Source organism: Spongiibacter sp. (assembly GCF_041602295.1).
Classification (GTDB): domain Bacteria; phylum Pseudomonadota; class Gammaproteobacteria; order Pseudomonadales; family Spongiibacteraceae; genus Spongiibacter.
Genome location: NZ_JBFIGO010000055.1, coordinates 1 through 17,832 on the forward strand (window position 1 = coordinate 1; position 17,832 = coordinate 17,832).

The 17,832-nt window shown below is 57.0% G+C and carries 11 protein-coding genes; 4 read left to right on the forward strand and 7 right to left on the reverse strand.

Translation table 11 applies throughout. The features are described 5' to 3' along the window. Positions 1–262: 262 nt before the first annotated feature. Positions 263–754, reverse strand: coding sequence for an acetolactate synthase small subunit (gene ilvN, locus ABYM29_RS10105; protein WP_372864613.1), 492 nt, complete (start codon positions 752–754; stop codon positions 263–265). Beyond that, positions 754–2,502, reverse strand: coding sequence for an acetolactate synthase 3 large subunit (locus tag ABYM29_RS10110; protein WP_372864614.1), 1,749 nt, complete (start codon positions 2,500–2,502; stop codon positions 754–756). Before ABYM29_RS10110 ends, ilvN begins: the two co-directional genes overlap by 1 nt. A 497-nt stretch (positions 2,503–2,999) precedes the next feature. On the opposite strand from ABYM29_RS10110, the gene ABYM29_RS10115 reads away from it, so the two are divergent. After that, a complete protein-coding gene (locus ABYM29_RS10115) occupies positions 3,000–3,455 on the forward strand; it encodes a DUF4124 domain-containing protein (protein ID WP_372864615.1) in 456 nt (151 codons plus the stop codon). 75 nt (positions 3,456–3,530) lie between these two features. On the opposite strand, the gene clpB is transcribed toward ABYM29_RS10115, so the two are convergent. From clpB to rluD, 3 genes are all read right to left on the reverse strand, one after another. Next, the gene (clpB, locus tag ABYM29_RS10120) at positions 3,531–6,119 is read right to left on the reverse strand and encodes an ATP-dependent chaperone ClpB (RefSeq protein WP_372864616.1); all 2,589 of its coding nucleotides are present in this window, start codon (positions 6,117–6,119) and stop codon (positions 3,531–3,533) included. 114 nt (positions 6,120–6,233) lie between these two features. Beyond that, positions 6,234–7,013, reverse strand: coding sequence for a peptidoglycan editing factor PgeF (gene pgeF / locus ABYM29_RS10125; RefSeq protein ID WP_372864617.1), 780 nt, complete (start codon positions 7,011–7,013; stop codon positions 6,234–6,236). Continuing rightward, complete coding sequence (gene rluD / locus ABYM29_RS10130) at positions 7,010–7,969, reverse strand: 23S rRNA pseudouridine(1911/1915/1917) synthase RluD (RefSeq protein WP_372864618.1); 960 nt, start codon at positions 7,967–7,969, stop codon at positions 7,010–7,012. Before rluD ends, pgeF begins: the two co-directional genes overlap by 4 nt. Positions 7,970–8,066: 97 nt before the next feature. Between rluD and ABYM29_RS10135 the strand changes: the two genes are divergently transcribed. After that, complete coding sequence (locus ABYM29_RS10135; protein ID WP_372864619.1) at positions 8,067–8,936, forward strand: outer membrane protein assembly factor BamD; 870 nt, start codon at positions 8,067–8,069, stop codon at positions 8,934–8,936. Between the two features lie 73 nt (positions 8,937–9,009). Here the strand turns inward: ABYM29_RS10135 and ABYM29_RS10140 are convergent, their stop codons facing one another. Continuing rightward, positions 9,010–10,638, reverse strand: a complete 1,629-nt coding sequence (locus ABYM29_RS10140; protein ID WP_372864620.1) for an NAD+ synthase — start codon at positions 10,636–10,638, stop codon at positions 9,010–9,012. Between the two features lie 167 nt (positions 10,639–10,805). Here ABYM29_RS10140 and ABYM29_RS10145 point away from each other — a divergent pair, with 167 nt between their 5' ends. Beyond that, positions 10,806–12,356, forward strand: coding sequence for a PAS domain-containing sensor histidine kinase (locus ABYM29_RS10145; RefSeq protein WP_372864621.1), 1,551 nt, complete (start codon positions 10,806–10,808; stop codon positions 12,354–12,356). 16 nt (positions 12,357–12,372) lie between these two features. Continuing rightward, positions 12,373–13,725: a sigma-54-dependent transcriptional regulator gene (locus ABYM29_RS10150; RefSeq protein ID WP_372864622.1), complete on the forward strand. Its 1,353-nt coding sequence runs from the start codon at positions 12,373–12,375 to the stop codon at positions 13,723–13,725. 69 nt (positions 13,726–13,794) lie between these two features. On the opposite strand, the gene ABYM29_RS10155 is transcribed toward ABYM29_RS10150, so the two are convergent. Beyond that, positions 13,795–17,619, reverse strand: coding sequence for a pilus assembly protein (locus ABYM29_RS10155; RefSeq protein ID WP_372864623.1), 3,825 nt, complete (start codon positions 17,617–17,619; stop codon positions 13,795–13,797). Positions 17,620–17,832 lie beyond the last annotated feature (213 nt).

Consider the following 17,832-nt stretch of genomic DNA (forward strand, 5'->3'; position numbering starts at 1 on the left):
ACCCCTGCCAGCGAAACCCACTAAGCACGGAACAATGGTCCTGCAACAGCCACAACGATAAAGCTGCAATGTAATGGCCGGCGCGACCAAGCACCGGACAGCAGCGAATGGCCGCACAACATCCCCACACTCACCATGGCAAAGACGGCGCTCCTCAGGACTGCCAGTCTCGGCGATAATCGGAAGTCGCCCGCCGCACGCTGCGTATGCAACACCAACAAAAAAGGCGCCCAAAGGCGCCTTAGTCAAGCAGTGATGCTGGCTATAAACTCAGCACTTTCTCACCGCGCGCAATACCAGACACACCGCTGCGCACCACTTCCATGATCGCCGCTTCACCCACGGCTTCCAGGAAGGAGTCCAGCTTGTCGGCCGCGCCAGTCACCTGGATGGTGTAGACACTGGGGCCCACATCGACAATCTGACCGCGAAAGATATCGGTGCAACGCTTGATCTCGGCGCGCTGAGCGCCGGTCGCCCGCACCTTCACCAGCATCAGCTCGCGCTCGATATGTGCGCCCTCGGACAGATCGACCAGCTTCACCACATCGATCAGGCGATTGAGGTGTTTAGTGATCTGCTCGATTTTGTGGTCGTCACCAATCGTGGTCAGCGTCAGACGCGACATCGTCGGGTCTTCAGTCGGCGCCACATTCAGGGTTTCGATGTTGTAGCCACGCTGTGAGAACAGCCCAACAACACGCGACAGTGCGCCGGGCTCATTTTCCAACAATACTGAAATAATCCGCCGCATTAGGTCCGCTCCGTTTTGCTCAGCCACATATCACGCATTGAGCCGTTGGGGGCTATTTGCATGGGGTATACGTGCTCGTGGGGGTCGACATGAATATCCATGAATACCAGCTCATTCTTACGGGCAAACACTTCTTTCATGGCCTCTTCGAGGTCACTCAGCTGAGTGACTTTGACACCGTGGTGGTGATAGGCCTCCGCCAGTTTGATGAAGTCGGGCAGCGAGTCTTCGTAGACACTCTGGGAATAACGTCCCTCGTACTGCATGTCTTGCCACTGTTTCACCATGCCCAGGTAGCCGTTGTACAGATTGAGAATTTTCACGGGGATGTTGTACTGGGCGCAGGTCGACAGCTCCTGAATATTCATCTGGATACTGCCTTCACCGGTCACACAGGCAACGTCGGCATCCGGGAAAGCCAATTTAACCCCCATCGCCGCCGGCAGGCCGAAGCCCATGGTGCCCAAGCCACCAGAGTTGATCCAATGGCGCGGCTCGTCGAACTTGTAATACTGCGCTGCAAACATCTGGTGCTGACCCACATCGGAGGTGACATAGGCCTTGCCCCCGGTCACCTTGCACAGGGTTTCAATAACCTGCTGAGGCTTGATGTAGGGCGTGGTGGTGTCGTAGCGCGGCGCCGTCCACAGACCGTGGTGATCGCGCCACTCGTCGATTTGCTGCCACCAGTGTTTGAGCGCACCCTGGTCGGGCAGCTCGGGCTGCTCGCTGCGCAATTCGCGCACCAACGCGATCAACTCGGTCAGCACCGAGTCCACCGGGCCGACAATCGGCACATCCGCATTGATGGTCTTGGAGATCGCCGCCGGATCAATGTCAATGTGAATAATCTTGGCGCCAGGGCAAAACTTGCTCGTGGTGTTGGTCACGCGATCATCAAAGCGCGCGCCCACGGCCAAAATCACATCGCTGTGGTGCATGGCATTGTTGGCTTCGTAAAAACCGTGCATCCCCAACATGCCCAGGAACTGGCGGTCACTGCCCGGATAGGCACCCAGCCCCATCAGGGTATTGGTCACCGGGAAATTCAGCTCCCGGGCCAGCTCGCGCAGTTGTGGCGAGGCATTGCCCTGCACCACACCACCGCCGGCATAAATTACCGGGCGCTTGGCCGCCAGCAGCAGACTGGCAGCCTTTTTGATTTGACCACTGTGGCCTCGCCCCGCCGGTGTATAGGAGCGCAACTTGACCTTTTTAGGGTAGTTATACTCGTACTTATCGTGGGGATTGGTGAGATCCTTCGGCAGATCGACAACCACCGGGCCCGGACGCCCACTGGAGGCAATATAAAATGCCTTTTTGATCATCTCCGGGATTTCTTCGGTTTTCGTCACCTGGAAGCTGTGCTTCACGATGGGGCGCGAAATACCCAGCATATCGGTTTCCTGAAAGGCATCTTCGCCGATCAGGTGGCTCATCACCTGCCCCGACAGCACCACCATAGGAATGGAATCCATGTAGGCGGTGGCAATACCCGTAATCGCATTGGTCGCCCCGGGACCCGAGGTCACCAGCACCACGCCCGGCTTGCCGGTTGCCCGGGCATAACCATCAGCCGCATGCGTAGCCGCCTGCTCGTGACGCACCAAAATATGCGGCACCTTGCAGCTTTTGAAAAGCGCATCGTAAATATGTAGTACCGCACCACCTGGATAGCCGAAGATGAATTCAACACCCTCGTCTTCCAAAGCCCGTGCGATCATCTCGCCGCCTGATAACAACTCCACTGAAAGACCCTCGCTTCAGTCTGAAACTAAAATTCCGTCGCCGCGTCTCCGGCTGCCAACCAGAAACGCCCAATGTGAACGCGTGTGATGTCGAAACACATACCTACCGAACACAATCGCTTTGCGTTCGGGCGAATCGCCTTATGCCGCCGCTTGCGGCTATCTTTGCTTCGCGGGGTACGCGAAGCGGGCAATCTCGCAACACAGGTCATGTGTCTGCAGAGTGAATGGAACTACATCGAGTAGCAGTGCAACAGCTTTAGTCGCACTCTGTAAATTGGCCGCAGGTAAGCAGCGCGGAAAACAGCCATCGCTACCGTTTCCGATAGACCGCGTATTTTTTAACCTAGCCCGTTTTTTGTCAAGGTAAAGCAGCGCCCAGCCCCGGATTTTTGTGGCAATCTGCCGGTTTTGTGGATTTGTGACAGGGCTTTGTGCTCGGCTGACAGAATCTGCCATAATCGGGCGAAACATGTCTGCTGTAGCGGTTGCCAAATATGATCACAAGATTTCTGCTTACTTCCTGCCTGAGCTTGGGTTTGTTAACCGCGAGTGCCGACCTACTGGCGGCGAAAGCGGGCTATTACCGGTGGACCGATGCAGAGGGCGAAGTGCACTTTAGCCAAAAGCCGCCGGTGGGCAAGCCCTATGAATTTATCGAAACCCAAACGGGCATACGCAGCAAGGCTGACGACAGCCCAGCGGTGGTAACGAGCGACACTGCCGAAGATAACCGCGCCAGCGAGTTAGACGCTGACGCCAAAATGGAAGTGTTGCCGCCCAAAGATCCAGAGCTGTGCAAAAAAGCCCGCGGCAATATGCAGTCGCTAAAGATTTCCGGCGCCCGCATTAAGGTCACTGACAAAAATGGCCAGACGCGCTACCTAAGCCCCGACGAAATCGCCACCCAGAAACTGCGCGCCCAAGACGCCATTAAAATTCACTGCGAATAAGCCGACGCCTTTTCCTGCGACAAAAAAAGCCCGGCGGCTGCCGGGCAAGATAAGAGTGGGTGCTTCATCGCAGCCCTACTGTAACGTAGCTGCCTTAAAGGACAGTTGATCTCCATCAATATCCCCATGAATTTGCTGGCCGGGCAGAAATTCCCCCTGCAACAACCGCTGTGCCAAAGGATTTTCCAATTGCTGCTGGATCGCCCGCTTGAGTGGCCGCGCACCATACACCGGATCAAAGCCGATCTCCGCGAGACGATCCATGGCCGCGTCGCTGAGCACCAAACTCAATTCACGCTCAGCTAGACGCCGATTGAGAATATCCAGCTGGATATGGGCAATCGCCCGCACCTGCTCCTTGCCCAGCGGCTCAAACACCACCAGCTCATCAACGCGATTGATAAATTCCGGGCGAAAGTGCGCCGACACCACCTCTAACACAGCGCTGCGCATGGTCGTGTAGTCGCTGCCACCGCGAGTCAGCTCTTGAATCACGTCGGAGCCGAGGTTAGAGGTCATCACGATCACGGTATTGCGAAAATCCACCGTGCGCCCCTGGCCATCGGTCAAGCGGCCGTCATCCAACACCTGCAGGAGGATATTGAAAACGTCGGGATGCGCCTTCTCCACCTCGTCGAGCAACAGCAGCGAATAGGGTCGACGACGCACCGCCTCCGTCAAATAGCCGCCCTCTTCATAGCCGACATAGCCAGGGGGCGCACCGATCAAGCGCGCGACAGAGTGCTTCTCCATAAACTCCGACATATCGATACGCACCATGGCCTCTTCGCTATCGTAGAGAAAACTGGCCAACGCCTTACAAAGCTCAGTTTTACCCACCCCGGTAGGGCCGAGGAACATAAACGAGCCATTGGGACGATTGGGGTCACTGAGCCCGGCGCGGCTGCGACGCACGGCATTCGATACCGCGTCCACAGCCTCGCTCTGGCCAATCACCCGCTGGTGCAGGGCACTTTCCATACGCAGCAGCTTATCGCGCTCACCCTCGAGCATTTTGCTGATCGGAATCCCTGTCCAGCGGGACACCACTTCGGCAACCTCCTCTTCCGACACCTTGTTGCGCAGCAGCTGCATAACGCCGTGATCCGCGTCGTCAGCCGAGGCCAGGCGCTTTTCCAAATCGGGGATCACGCCGTATTGCAACTCCGACATCTTGGTCAAGTCGCCACTGCGGCGCGCCGCCTCAAGGTCTAACCTGGCCTGCTCCAACTCGCTTTTAATTTGCGCACTGCCGTGCAGGGTGGCTTTTTCAGCCTTCCACACCTCCTCGAGGTCAGCAAATTCTTTCTCCACCTTATCGATATCAGCATTGAGCAAGGCCAGCTGCTTTTTGGCGGCCTCATCGTCATCCTTCTTCACCGCCTCGCGCTGAATTTTCAGCTGGATCAAGCGGCGCTCAAGCTTGTCCATCACCTCCGGCTTGGAGTCAATTTCCATGCGAATACGGCTCGCCGCCTCGTCGATCAAATCGATCGCCTTGTCCGGCAGCTGCCGATCGGTAATATAGCGCTGCGACAGCTTGGTCGCGGCAATAATGGCCGAGTCGGTAATGTCGACGCCGTGATGCACTTCATAGCGCTCTTTCAGGCCGCGCAAAATCGCAATGGTGTCCTCTTCCGAGGGTTCTTCCACCAGCACTTTCTGAAAGCGGCGCTCCAGCGCGGCATCTTTTTCAATGAACTGGCGGTACTCGTTCAGGGTCGTCGCGCCGACGCAGTGCAGCTCGCCGCGCGCCAGCGCGGGCTTGAGCATATTGCCGGCATCCATGGCGCCGTCGGCCTTGCCCGCCCCCACCATGGTGTGCCATTCGTCGATAAACAGAATCACCTGTCCCTCTTCCTTGGACAGCTCGTTAAGTACCGACTTGAGCCGTTCTTCAAAGTCGCCGCGAAATTTTGCCCCGGCCAGCAGAGCGCCCAAGTCCAGCGACAACACCCGCTTGTTTTTCAGGCCTTCGGGCACCTCGCCATTGATAATGCGCTGCGCCAGACCTTCGACGATGGCGGTTTTACCCACACCGGGTTCGCCGATCAACACCGGATTGTTTTTGGTACGGCGCTGCAATACCTGGATGGTGCGACGAATCTCATCGTCGCGGCCAATCACCGGGTCGAGCTTGCCGGACTCGGCACGCTCGGTCAGATCGATGGTGTATTTATCCAGCGCCTGGCGGTTTTCTTCTGCAGAGGCATCGTTCACCGACTGCCCTCCCCGTAGTTTTTCAATAACGGCACTCAGCGCGGCCTTATCAAGCCCCGCTTCTTTGAGTAATTTACTCACCGCATTGGCGGCATCCAGCAAGGCCAACACAATCAGTTCGCTGGAAATATAGGCATCGCCATGCTGCTGAGCGAGCTTGTCGGCAATATTAAAGACGCGACCCAAGCTCTGGGATACATGCACATCACCCGGGTTACCCTCAACCCGCGGCAACTTGTCCAGCGCGCTATTCAGCGCCGCCTCGAGCTGCGGCAGCTTGGCGCCCGCCTGGCTGAGCAAGGGCCGCACAGAGCCGCCCTGCTGCTTGAGCATGGCGACGAGCAGATGCTCGGCCTCAATGTATTGATGGTCGCGCCCCAACGCCAGCGACTGGGCATCAGCCAGCGCGGTTTGCAGTGAGTTGGTGAATCGATCTATACGCATACCGGCTTCTCCATACACATAAACACTGGCCTACAACAGGCCAAAACCACAGAGTTAATAAGGGCTTTCTCTCAGTATAGATGGGGTTAGTCAGCGCGCTTTCAAGGCAACAAGCTAAAAATATCCGCCGGCCCGCAGAGCGATAACACTGGCCTGACGACCGCAGCGCGGCTGGCGCCGGTAGGAATAAAACAAGGTTTCATCACTCACCGTGCAGTGCCCCCCTCCATAGATGGCGTCCACACCGAGGGATTTCAACTGCAGGCGTGCAAGCTGGTAAAGATCCGCTAAATACTTATCGGGCGCGCCGGCACACGGCACAAAGGCCCGATCAACACAGCTAGACTCAGGACCGGTAAAACGCCCCAGGAAGTCAGCGCGCACCTCCGCCCCAACCTCAAAGTGGCGCGACGAAATCGCCGGCCCCAGCCAGGCCATCAACTGAGCCGGCGGCGCCTTAAAAGCCGATATAGTATTGACCAAAACGCCGTTACACAGGCCTCGCCAACCGGCATGGGCCGCGGCCACTTCGCGACCATCGCGATCACAAAACAGTACCGGCAGGCAGTCGGCAGTTAACACCGCAACCGCCTGACCGGGCTCGCGGCAGATCACCGCATCGGCGTCGGGCACGCCGCCAACGCCGCCGCCCGCACAAAACACCTCAACACCGTGAACTTGATTTAACCACTGAACAGCGTGTACATCGGCACCGAATTGCTCGAGCAAAACCCCGCGATTGGCCGCCACGGCGGCGGGCGCATCTCCCACATGACTGGCAAGATTAAATTCAGCGTAACCACCGCAACTGGCTACGGCGGCACCGGCCGGCGCCTGGCGCGTGGTCGATACCGCCAGCACATTCGCCGGCGCCGGCCAGTCGGGGTAAATCACGGCCGCTTTTCTTCCGCAGCTAACACCGCCAGCAGCTGCTGCATATCTTCGGGCAGCGGCACTTCCCAGCTCATGGTGTCGCCGCTGCGCGGGTGCTCCAGCTCCAACTTGCGAGCGTGCAGCGCCTGACGGGGGAAACTGCGCAACATATCGACCAGCTCCTCACTCGCCCCCTTGGGCAAGCGCGGGCGGCCGGCATAGGTCGTATCGCCCACCAGCGGATGGCGAATATGGGCCATATGCACACGAATCTGATGGGTCCGGCCGGTCTCCAAGAAACAACGCACATGGCAGTGGTCGCGGTAACGCTTGTGCAAGCGATAGTGGGTAATCGCTTCCTTGCCGCCAAACTGCAGCACAGCCATTTTAGTGCGGTGCTGAGGGTGGCGCCCCATCGGCTCATCGACCTTGCCACCGCCGGTCATGCTGCCCATCACCACTGCGTCATATTCACGGTGGACCTCGCGAGCCTGCAATTGCGCCACTAGATCATTGTGGGCCTCCAGCGTTTTGGCAACCACCATCAAGCCGGTGGTATCGCGGTCCAAGCGATGGACAATACCCGCGCGCGGCAGGTTATCCATACTCGGGCAGTGGTTCAGCAAGGCATTGAGCAAGGTGCCACCGGGATTGCCAGCGCCCGGGTGTACCACCAAGCCCGCCGGCTTGTTGATAACAATGATATCGTCATCTTCAAAAACAATATCCAGATCGATGGCCTCAGCCTCGAAACGGCCCTCGGGCTGCAATTCCGCCTTGAGGGCCAGCTCATCACCCTCTTGCACTTTATCTCTGGGTCGGCAAACCTGGCCATTGGCCGTCAGCTCACCGCTTTTGATCCAGCTTTGTAAGCGCGAACGCGAATATTCCGGGAACAAGGCACTCGCGGCCTGGTCGAAACGTGCATAGTTTAGCTCTGCCGGAACGGTTTCCTGGCGATTGATGCTTTCTGTCATAGTGATTCTCCGGGGCCTCCTTTATACCACCCACACGCTGTGGTTAAATAGCAGGCCCTCGCTACTGCGGGGTTCTTCCGCCATCTGGAACGGGTAAATGAAAGCGTTTAACAAGCTCCTAGCACTCCTTTTTATCGCCGCCCTTGCGGGCTGCGCCAGTGAACCTAACCGACAGGAACTGTCAGAGCGGGAGATCTACGAAACCGCGCAAGGCTACCTGAACAGCAAGAACTTTTCACTGGCTATTCAGAATCTGCAATTGTTGGAGAGCCGTTACCCCTTCGGCCCCTACGCCGAGCAAGCGCAGCTGGAAATCATTTACGCCTACTACCGCGGCGGTGACAATGAAGCGGCCATCGCCGCCGCAGACCGCTTTATTCGCCTGCACCCCCAGCACGAAAAAGTCGATTACGCCTATTATATGCGCGGCCTGTCTAACTACACAGAGGGCGAGGGCCTGCTAGAGCGCTTTATCCCCACGGACATGACCCAGCGCGACCCGGGCTCAGCCATTCAGTCATTCGAAGACTTCCGCCAACTGCTGCAGCGCTTCCCAGACAGTGTCTACGCTGACGACGCCCGCGCCCGCATGATCTACCTGCGAAACCGCCTGGCGCGCTACGAAATCAATGTCGCCAACTACTACTTCAAGCGCAAGGCCTACTTGGCCGCTGCCAATCGCGGCCGCTATGTGATTGAAAACCTGCCGCAGACGCCGGCCGTGCCAGATGCCTTGGCCGTTATGGTACAGGCCTATCTGTTGCTGGGCATGAACGACCTGGCCGAGCAATCCCTGAATGTGCTGCGCCAAAACTACCCTGACCACCCCAACCTAGACAAAAACGGCAAGTTTATCAGCCAAGTGGGTATCGATCAGGAGGGTTCGCTAGTCAACAAAGCCACCTTCGGCCTGTTTGATCGCTACGAGCCACCACGCTTTGACAACCGCAGCCAGAGCGAAGAATAGCGCGGCGACACGCAGGCAGAATCCAAAAGGGCGCCGATGGCGCCCTTTTTTGTGGTAACAAAGCTACTCGCAATCAGTCGCCTATCGGCCATTTCTGGGTAATTGGGTAGCGTCGATCGCGACCAAAGCCACGCTCGGTAATCCGCGTACCAATTGCCGCCTGGCGACGCTTATACTCATTAAGATCCACTAAGCGCAGCACGCGATAGACCGTATCGCGCTCAAAGCCGGCAGCAATAATCGTTTCAGCACTCTCGTCTTGCTCAATGTAGCGCTGCAAAATTTCGTCCAGCACCTCGTAGGGCGGCAAATTGTCTTCGTCTTTTTGATCCGGCGCTAACTCGGCCGATGGCGGCCGCTCGATTACACGCTGAGGAATTGCCGGCGAACAGCTATTGCGGTAACGCGCCAATTCAAAGACCCGGGTTTTAGCCACATCCTTGAGCACATCAAAACCACCGGCCATATCGCCATACAAGGTGGAGTAGCCAACCGCCACTTCACTCTTATTGCCGGTGGTCAGTACTAAGTAGCCCTTTTTATTGGAAATGGCCATCAGCACCACGCCGCGGCAGCGGGCCTGCAAATTCTGCTCTGTGGTGTCCACTTCAGTGCCGGCAAACTCCTCCGCCAGTGCGGCCATAAAGGCATCGTACATCGGCTCAATGGAAATGCAGGAATAGCGCACCCCCAACAGCTTGGCTTGTTGTTCTGCGTCTTCCACACTCATGGAGGCGGTATAGCGAAACGGCATCATCACGGCTTCGACACGATCGGCGCCGAGCGCGTCGACGGCAATCGCCAAGGTCAGCCCGGAATCAATGCCGCCAGAAAGCCCCAGCACCACGCCCTTAAAACCGTTCTTCTCCACATAGTCACGCACCCCCAGCACCAGCGTTTGATAGACATCTTCCAGCACTGGCTTCAGATCGGTGACCTCGCCCTGATCGAAGCTCAATTGCTGGCCATCCCAATGAGCGGTGATGCAAGCTAAATGTTCGACATAGGCCGGACTGCGCGCCAGCAGCTCACCGTCGCGGGACACCACCATCGACGCACCATCAAACACCAACTCATCCTGACCACCCACCAAGTTGCAGTAGACAATGGGCATGCCGCCCTGCCAGGCGCGCTGCGCCAACAGCGCCTCACGCTCAATCTGCTTGCCCGCGTGAAACGGCGATGCACTCATATTCAACATCAACTGGGCACCCGCGGCGCGCGCCGCTGCTGTCGGCCCATCCTGCCAAACATCTTCGCAAATACTCAGTGCGGTGGGCACACCAAACAAGTCAAAAACCAGGCTTTGCCGCCCCTCTTTAAAGTAGCGCTTTTCATCGAACACTCGATAGTTTGGCAGGCACTGCTTCAAGTACTCGTGCTGCAAACGGCCGCGAAAGAAGACACCAGCGGCATTGTACAAACCGTCTTCGTGGCTGCGTGGATAACCCACCACGATATAACTTTCCCCTGCCGCCTCGGCAATACGCGCAAGAGCCCGCTCCACCCGGTGGGCGATGCTGCTGCGCAGCAGTAAGTCCTCTGGTGGATAACCGGTGACCACCAGTTCCGGAAACAGGATCAACTGCGGATTGTGGTCGCGCACAGCGCGCTCGACACTCAGGAGAATTTTATCGGTATTGCCTTCGATATCGCCCACCACGGGGTTAATCTGAGCGGTAACAATGCGAAGCGTGGTCATGAATCTGCGTATCCCTGTTGATGGGCGATGGCCGCTAAGCCCTGGCGCGCCCATTCTATCAAAACTCGCGGAGTGCATCCGCAGGAATTGGCGGATACACTTAAGCACAAAGCGCCAACGAGTTGACCATGCCCGCTGCCCACGACCCCAACCAAAGACACGCGATTATGCGTGTGTACTCAGCATACCGCCTACTGCTGGCCAGCGCGCTATTCTTCGCCTTCCTCTACGGGGCCGAACAGTCGGTACTGGGCAGCACCGCGCCGGAAGTGTATTCACTGGTATCTTGCGGCTACCTCGGCTTCTCGATACTGGTCTTTTTGCAACATTTACTCAGTCGCCGGGAATACCGCGATACCGGTTTGTTCTTCGAGTTTTTTATCGACATCGGCTGCATCATGCTGATGAGCTACTGCTCGACGAGCGCCGATTCGGGCCTGGCGCTATTGCTCATCGTCTCCATCAGCGCCGCCAGCATGACCCTGCCGGCACGACTCTGCTTGTCTCTGGCATCGCTGGCGACCATCAGTGCGATAGCCGAAGTCGCCGCCAACGCTCTATACGAGCGCATGGTCGCCCAGCAATTTGTGGTAGCGGGAATGATGGGCATGGCCTACTTCACCACCGCCATTGTCATTCGCTATTTGACTAACCGAATTAGCAGCGCTCAACAGCTCGCCGAGCGGCGGCGCGGCGACGTAGAGCGCTTATCGCAAATCAATCAGAGCATTGTCCAGCGCATGCAAACCGGTATCGTGGTGATCTCGCGCAGCGGCCGTATCAAACTGTGCAATGCCGCCGCAGCTGAATTGCTGCAAATCCCCTATCAACGCAGTCCGGAGTCGCTATTTGCCCCGCCGCAAATCACCGCCATGACCGCCAGCGGCAACAGTCAGTCAAAAATTATCCAGCTGCAGCCCTCAGGCATAGAATTGCACATCAATTTGACGCACCTAGATCAACATGCCGAAGACGACTTTTTACTGTATATCGACAATATCAGTAAAATTAACCAACGCGCCCAGAACTTGAAACTGGCCTCGCTGGGGCGCTTCACCGCCAGCATCGCCCACGAGATCCGCAATCCCCTCGCCGCTATTAGCCACGCGGCCCAACTGCTGGCAGAGGCACCGGGATTGGCCGCCGCCGACGCGCGCTTCGTCGGCATTATTCAAAATCATGCTAACCGCATGAATGACATCATTAAAAACATCCTTGAGCTGTCCCGCGGTCGCCTGCCCGAGCCCCAGCCCTTCCCCCTGACGCCCTGGCTGCAGCGCTTCTGCCGCGACTGGCACAGTGTTCACAACAAAGAGCTGGAGCTGCTCGTCGACAACAGCGCCTGCAGCCGCGACATCGTCAATGTTGACCAAAGCCAACTAAGCCAAATCCTCAGTAATATCACGGAGAATGGTATCCGCCACAGCATCGCCGCCGCAGGCCGAGCTAAACTGCGTTTTAGGCTAAGCAATGCGCTGGGCGACGGCGTCACCCTAGACATACTCGACAACGGCCCGGGGATCTCGCCCGAGCATCAGGACAAGATTTTTGAACCCTTTTTTACCACCCAGACCCAGGGCAATGGTCTGGGCCTGTATCTCTGCCGCGAGTTGTGCTTGGCCAACCAGATCGCCATCAGCTATCGCCGCGACCACAACGGCGACAGCTGTTTTCGATTACAATTCGCCCACCCACAGCGCGGCACCCTGCCCGACTAACTGACAGCACAAGGTAATGACAGAAAAAACTGTACTGATCATCGACGATGAGCCCGATATCCGCGAACTGCTGGATATCACCATCAGCCGCATGGGCCTGCACACCGAAGCGGTAGGCTGCGTGGCAGACGCCATCGAGGTGTTGGCCCGACAACCGGTCCAACTTTGCCTGACCGATATCAAACTGCCAGACGGCTCCGGCCTGGATGTGGTGAAGCATATCCAACAACACTGTAACGACACTGCCGTGGCGGTATTAACCGCCTATGGCAGCACCGAATTGGCGGTGGAAGCCCTCAAGGCGGGCGCCTTCGACTTTATCAACAAACCCGTCTCGGTTGAGCAACTGCGCAACTTGATTAAATCGGCACTGCAGTTGGAAAGCAGCAGCGCAACGGCCATCGACAGCAGCCGCAACACCCGCCTACTGGGTGAAACCGAGGTGATATGTCGGCTGCGAGAACAAATCGCCAAACTGGCTCGCAGCCAGGCGCCGGTATATATCAGCGGGGAATCCGGCAGCGGGAAGGAAGTGGTCGCGCGGCTCATTCACGCCAACGGCCCGCGTCGCAACGCTCCCTTTGTGCCGGTTAACTGCGGCGCCATTCCCGAGGAACTGGTAGAAAGCGAGTTTTTCGGGCACGTTAAAGGCAGTTTCACGGGTGCCTACGGCGACAAAGAAGGCTTATTTGAAGCCGCAAATGGCGGCACCCTGTTCCTCGACGAAGTGGCCGACCTGCCGCTTAACATGCAAGTTAAACTATTGCGCGCCATTCAAGAAAAAGCCGTGCGACGCATCGGCTCTAACCAGGAAATTTCGGTGGATGTGCGTATTCTCAGCGCCACCCACCGCGACCTGTCTCGCGAAGTGGCCGCGGAGCATTTTCGCAGTGACCTGTTTTACCGTATAAACGTCATCGAAGTGGCAGTACCCAGCCTGCGCCAGCGCGCCAGTGACATCCCCTTGCTGGCAAATTTCATGTTGGAAAAAGTCGCCAGCGATTGGGGAGTCGCGGCACCACAGCTCAGCGATGAAGCACTTCGCTGCCTGCAGAGCTACCAGTTCCCCGGCAATGTTCGCGAGCTGGAAAATATTATCGAGCGTGCCGCTACGCTGTGCGATAACAATCGGATAACCCCGGCTGATCTGTCATTGCCCGGCACCGAGAACAACCACAGTGAGCCGGTTCCGGTATCCCATCTGGCAGCAGCCACCGGTGATATTGAGGGCTATATGGCCGGCATTGAGCAAGACATCATCAGCGGCGCGCTGGAAGCCAATAACGGCAATAAAACCGAGTCGGCGAAGATGCTGGGAATTACTTTTCGGCAGTTTCGCTACAAGCTTAAAAAGTATAATTTCGACTGATCTGGCTCTGAAGCGCCAAGCCAAACACCACACCCCAATAAAAAGGCAGCTTACGCTGCCTTCTTATTGCTACTTGTAATACCAATAGGTGCGTTTGCGCCCCCCCGACAAATCCAACGCCGGGGTACTGGGGTCAAAGGGCGAGGGACCCGCACCGCCGATAACAAAGGGCACCGTTTTTCCATCAATAGTCACCAAGCCGGCAATGGGCGAGGGCGGTAAGCCACCGCCAGCAAACTCGTTGCGCTGGCGCTCCCCGGTCACCAAATCAACAATATAGGCACCGGCATTACCGAGATTGGCACTGCAACTTTCAGCGTCGGGCACGTCGGGCTGATTAGTACCAAAATACACCTTGCCCGCCACTGCCAGCGGTGCATTAACGCCCTTCTCACCGGTGAGCAAATTGAAGTAATAGCCCTTGAGGCTACCTTCACCGCTAAAATATAAGGCCGTGGTGTTCGACTCGTTGCAGCTGGTCGCACCGCCACTGCCATCACTGCACTGCAGTGTTGTCTGGTCGACTAAATCACTGAGCGTGACCGTAGTAAAGTCCGCAGGCAGCGATTTGCCCATATTTTTGTCCATAATCATGAAGAACTTATTCTCCACGTTGTAGGCCAGACCGGCAGTATTATCGTCGGTGTACAGCGGGTGTTCGCGATCACCGGAAACGGCCACCACCGCATCGAAGCGGTTGGTCGGCACCACATCGGGGCCGAACAAAAACTTGCGGGCATTGTTGCCACTGCCGCCCAAGCTTGCCAACTTGTTAATTTCAACATCGCTGAAGGCCGTATCAGCCGGGTCACTCGCTTCCAGGTCCACCCGCCAAATATTACCGCCAATATCCGCGGCATACAGCCGGTCCACATAACCGTCGAGATCCTTATCCAGTACCGTCACATCAGCTGGGAAGGATTTATTCATGCCACTGACCGCCTCACAGTGCCCACCAGTTGCCGGGGTGACACCGCTGCAGTCCGCCAAAGCCGCCCACAGCACACCGCCAGTAACCGAATCCAAGATCAACACACCCCGGCCCTGCGTGTTCGTCGCGGGCGCGGGCTCGGCGTCTTCGGCGGGGTCGTAACCGGCGCCCAAAATCAACACCGGGTTGTCATGACCCTTTATCAGCGCAAGCTTGGGCTGTGACCAGGTTTGACCGAGTTCGGGAATCTCTGCCTCCGTCAGCCGCCACATAAAGCGCGGCGCCGCTGGGTTGGTGACATCCATGGCATACAGCAAACGACCGCCGCGCCGCGCAGAAAAGAAGATATAGGACTTACCCGATGTCGCCTCACCAGTGCGCTTGTCCTGCAGGATAGTAGTGTTGCCGTCGAAGAAATAATCACGCGCTCTCGCTCGTGCATCCAACACATTGGGGTAATTCACTAAAGGATCGTTATTGAACTGCCGCTTGAGCTTGCCAAAAAATTCCGGGGCAATAAAACTCCACAGCTCACCGCCGGGTTGAACGCCGGCAATATTACCCGTCTGATTGCCATTGATGGCGCGGAAATGACCGTCGTTTGCGCCATAGAACACAACCACCCCCGTGTCACCGCCGTAATTGATTACCGCCGGGCGCGAGTGCAGTACATCGGCATGGATGGAGCCGCGCGCGGTAATCGGACAATCAGCGTCGCGAACCTCGGGTGGACAGGGGCCGCGTCGCGTTTCATTGGCAATAATGTCTTCACCCCGCACCCAGTCGATCAGCGTTTCCGCTGTGAGTGCAACTTGACTGGTGCCACAGCTGACGTTGTTATTCTCGGCAAGCACATAATTGCTGAGCGTCATTTGATAGGCGTCGGCACTGCTCACCGCGCTGACACTCCCGAGTACCGTCCCCTTAAGCAAATCGATGTTGTAAGTATTGCTCTCGTTGCCCACGGTGCAATTTTCCAGCTTCACCTGATCGCCGACCGCAAGACCGTGGCCGGTTTGCGCTACCGCGGCGGCACGGCTCACCTCTACAATTACCACGCCGTTATAACTTTGCCCATTGGGGATATTTTTTGAGGTGACATCAAAGCTGGTCGCCGTCACATTGCTGATGGCGCAGGGGTTGGCATAGCTACAGCTTTGTTTATTTGCCGGCAGAGACTCGTTCCAGGCATTGAGAATCACCACGCGATCTGTCGCTGCGTCCAGGTTGGTGCCTCCAGAGCCGTCGTGGGTGATGGTACACACCACACTGTTACCCTTGCCCGAGCAACTTGTGGAAATACTCTCATTGTCATCGTAGCGGCCTACCTTGACGGTAGCACTGCCGCCCTCCTCGGCCGCGCCGAGCTCAGCATCCAGGGCCGTCACTAACGCACTATTGCTGGTATCAAAATTCGGCAACGCAGTTGCCGTCGGGCAGCCCCCCGCACTGTTACAGGTGTAGACCCGGCGACTAGCTGAATTCAACAGATTATCGACCCTGAGAATCTGTCCCGCCCCACCCTTTTCCACCAGATCACCATCTGGCGAGTCAAAAGCAAAACCCTGTCCCTCGGGACTGTTGCGCCAAAAGCCGTCGACCGGCCAATCCGCAATCGCGGTGCCAGCGGCATTTTGGGGGGTGTTGGTGGTCCAGAAGCTCACCGCATTACCGGATATCGACCCGGTGAGAGGGTTGGTCACCGAGGTCACCGCCTGAGAAACATTCTGGGTTGAATCCGTCAGTACAATATTACCGCCGGAGTCAAAACCCAACTGGTACTGTTTAACATTGCCGTTCCAGCGTGGCGCCGCATTTCGGTCGGGACGAAAGCTGGCGATATACACCTGGTTTAAGAAGGTTCCCTGCGTGTTGGCACTGACCGGAAGAGTCGCAGAGGAAAAGGCGCTATTAATATCCTGCACTTCGTTGAAAATCTGTAAAAGAATATCGGCCAGACCCGCGTGATTTTCCGCGGTTACCTTAAAGGCCTTGCCGCCGCCCTCATTAGCCAGATCCGCGAGGAAATTAATCTCACCGGCCAGTTTATTCTCTAAATCCGGATCGTACACCGCAATGGAATAGGTGCTGACATTGCGATCGGACTGCGCGCTGTCGCTGGTATTGGCCAGATACATGAAGCGCGTCCATTCATCGCCCCAATACTTGTTGTTGGCGGCATCCGAGTTAGTCAGCTGCGTCACCGCCCGCGGCGTGGCGTAAAACTTGTACTGCGCAGAGCTGCTGGCATAACCGAAAGCCGAGCTAAGCTGGCTTTTCAGCAGCACATCTGGTTCGCCAGTGCCATCGGCAACGCTAGAGGTTTCCTTGGTGGCGTTGCCGATATAGACCAGCACCGCATCGCGACACTCCGTAGCCGTTTCCGCCAAACCGGAATAGTCGACACCCGAACAAGAGCTGCTAAGACCGTTGAGCATGGCCCAGCTCTCTGCGACCAAATCGCCGAGGCGCGACTGGTTGGCGAGTTTATTATTATCGATGCTTTTAAGCTTGCTGATAAAACCGCTGATGTTCGCCGCATTCATCAACTTAGGCGGCACCAACAAAAAACCGCAGCGATCATTGCCATTGCCCAAGCCGGTGCCATTATCAAAGCTACTGTAGCCATTTTCATTGAACACCATCAGTCCGATCTTGATCGCTTCCAGCAGGTATTCATTGCGAGGCTCCAGCAATGACAGCATGGTATTGACCAGTGCGCATTGCTCCATGCCCCCTACCGTATCACCGAGCTCAGGCGCCTCACCGCTATCGCCATAAACGCAGCCGTGGATCACGCTGGCATTGGAGTTGGCAGTACTATGCCAGCCCAGCAGCACCGTTGGCGGATTAGCGCCACCGGGCGTAATCCCGGCAAACAGATCGATATCCTCGGCCTGCACCGGCATGGATACTGCTATAACAACAAGCGAGAGGCGGATCAGACTACTTAGCGTTTTCATGGTCTTCACTCTTTCTATCGACTGGAGTCATACCCCAGCCATTCAATTCAGGCAGGGCGTACCAATAACCTCACGCAGGTAGACGCCCTGATGCATTTCTACGCGGCTAGCGGTGTTTGCATCACCAACCGTGGCCGCGATATCCCAACTCATCTTCGTACACCAAGAGTTGCCCTGCAGCGCAGCACTGTCATCCGTCAGTACCCCTCCAGA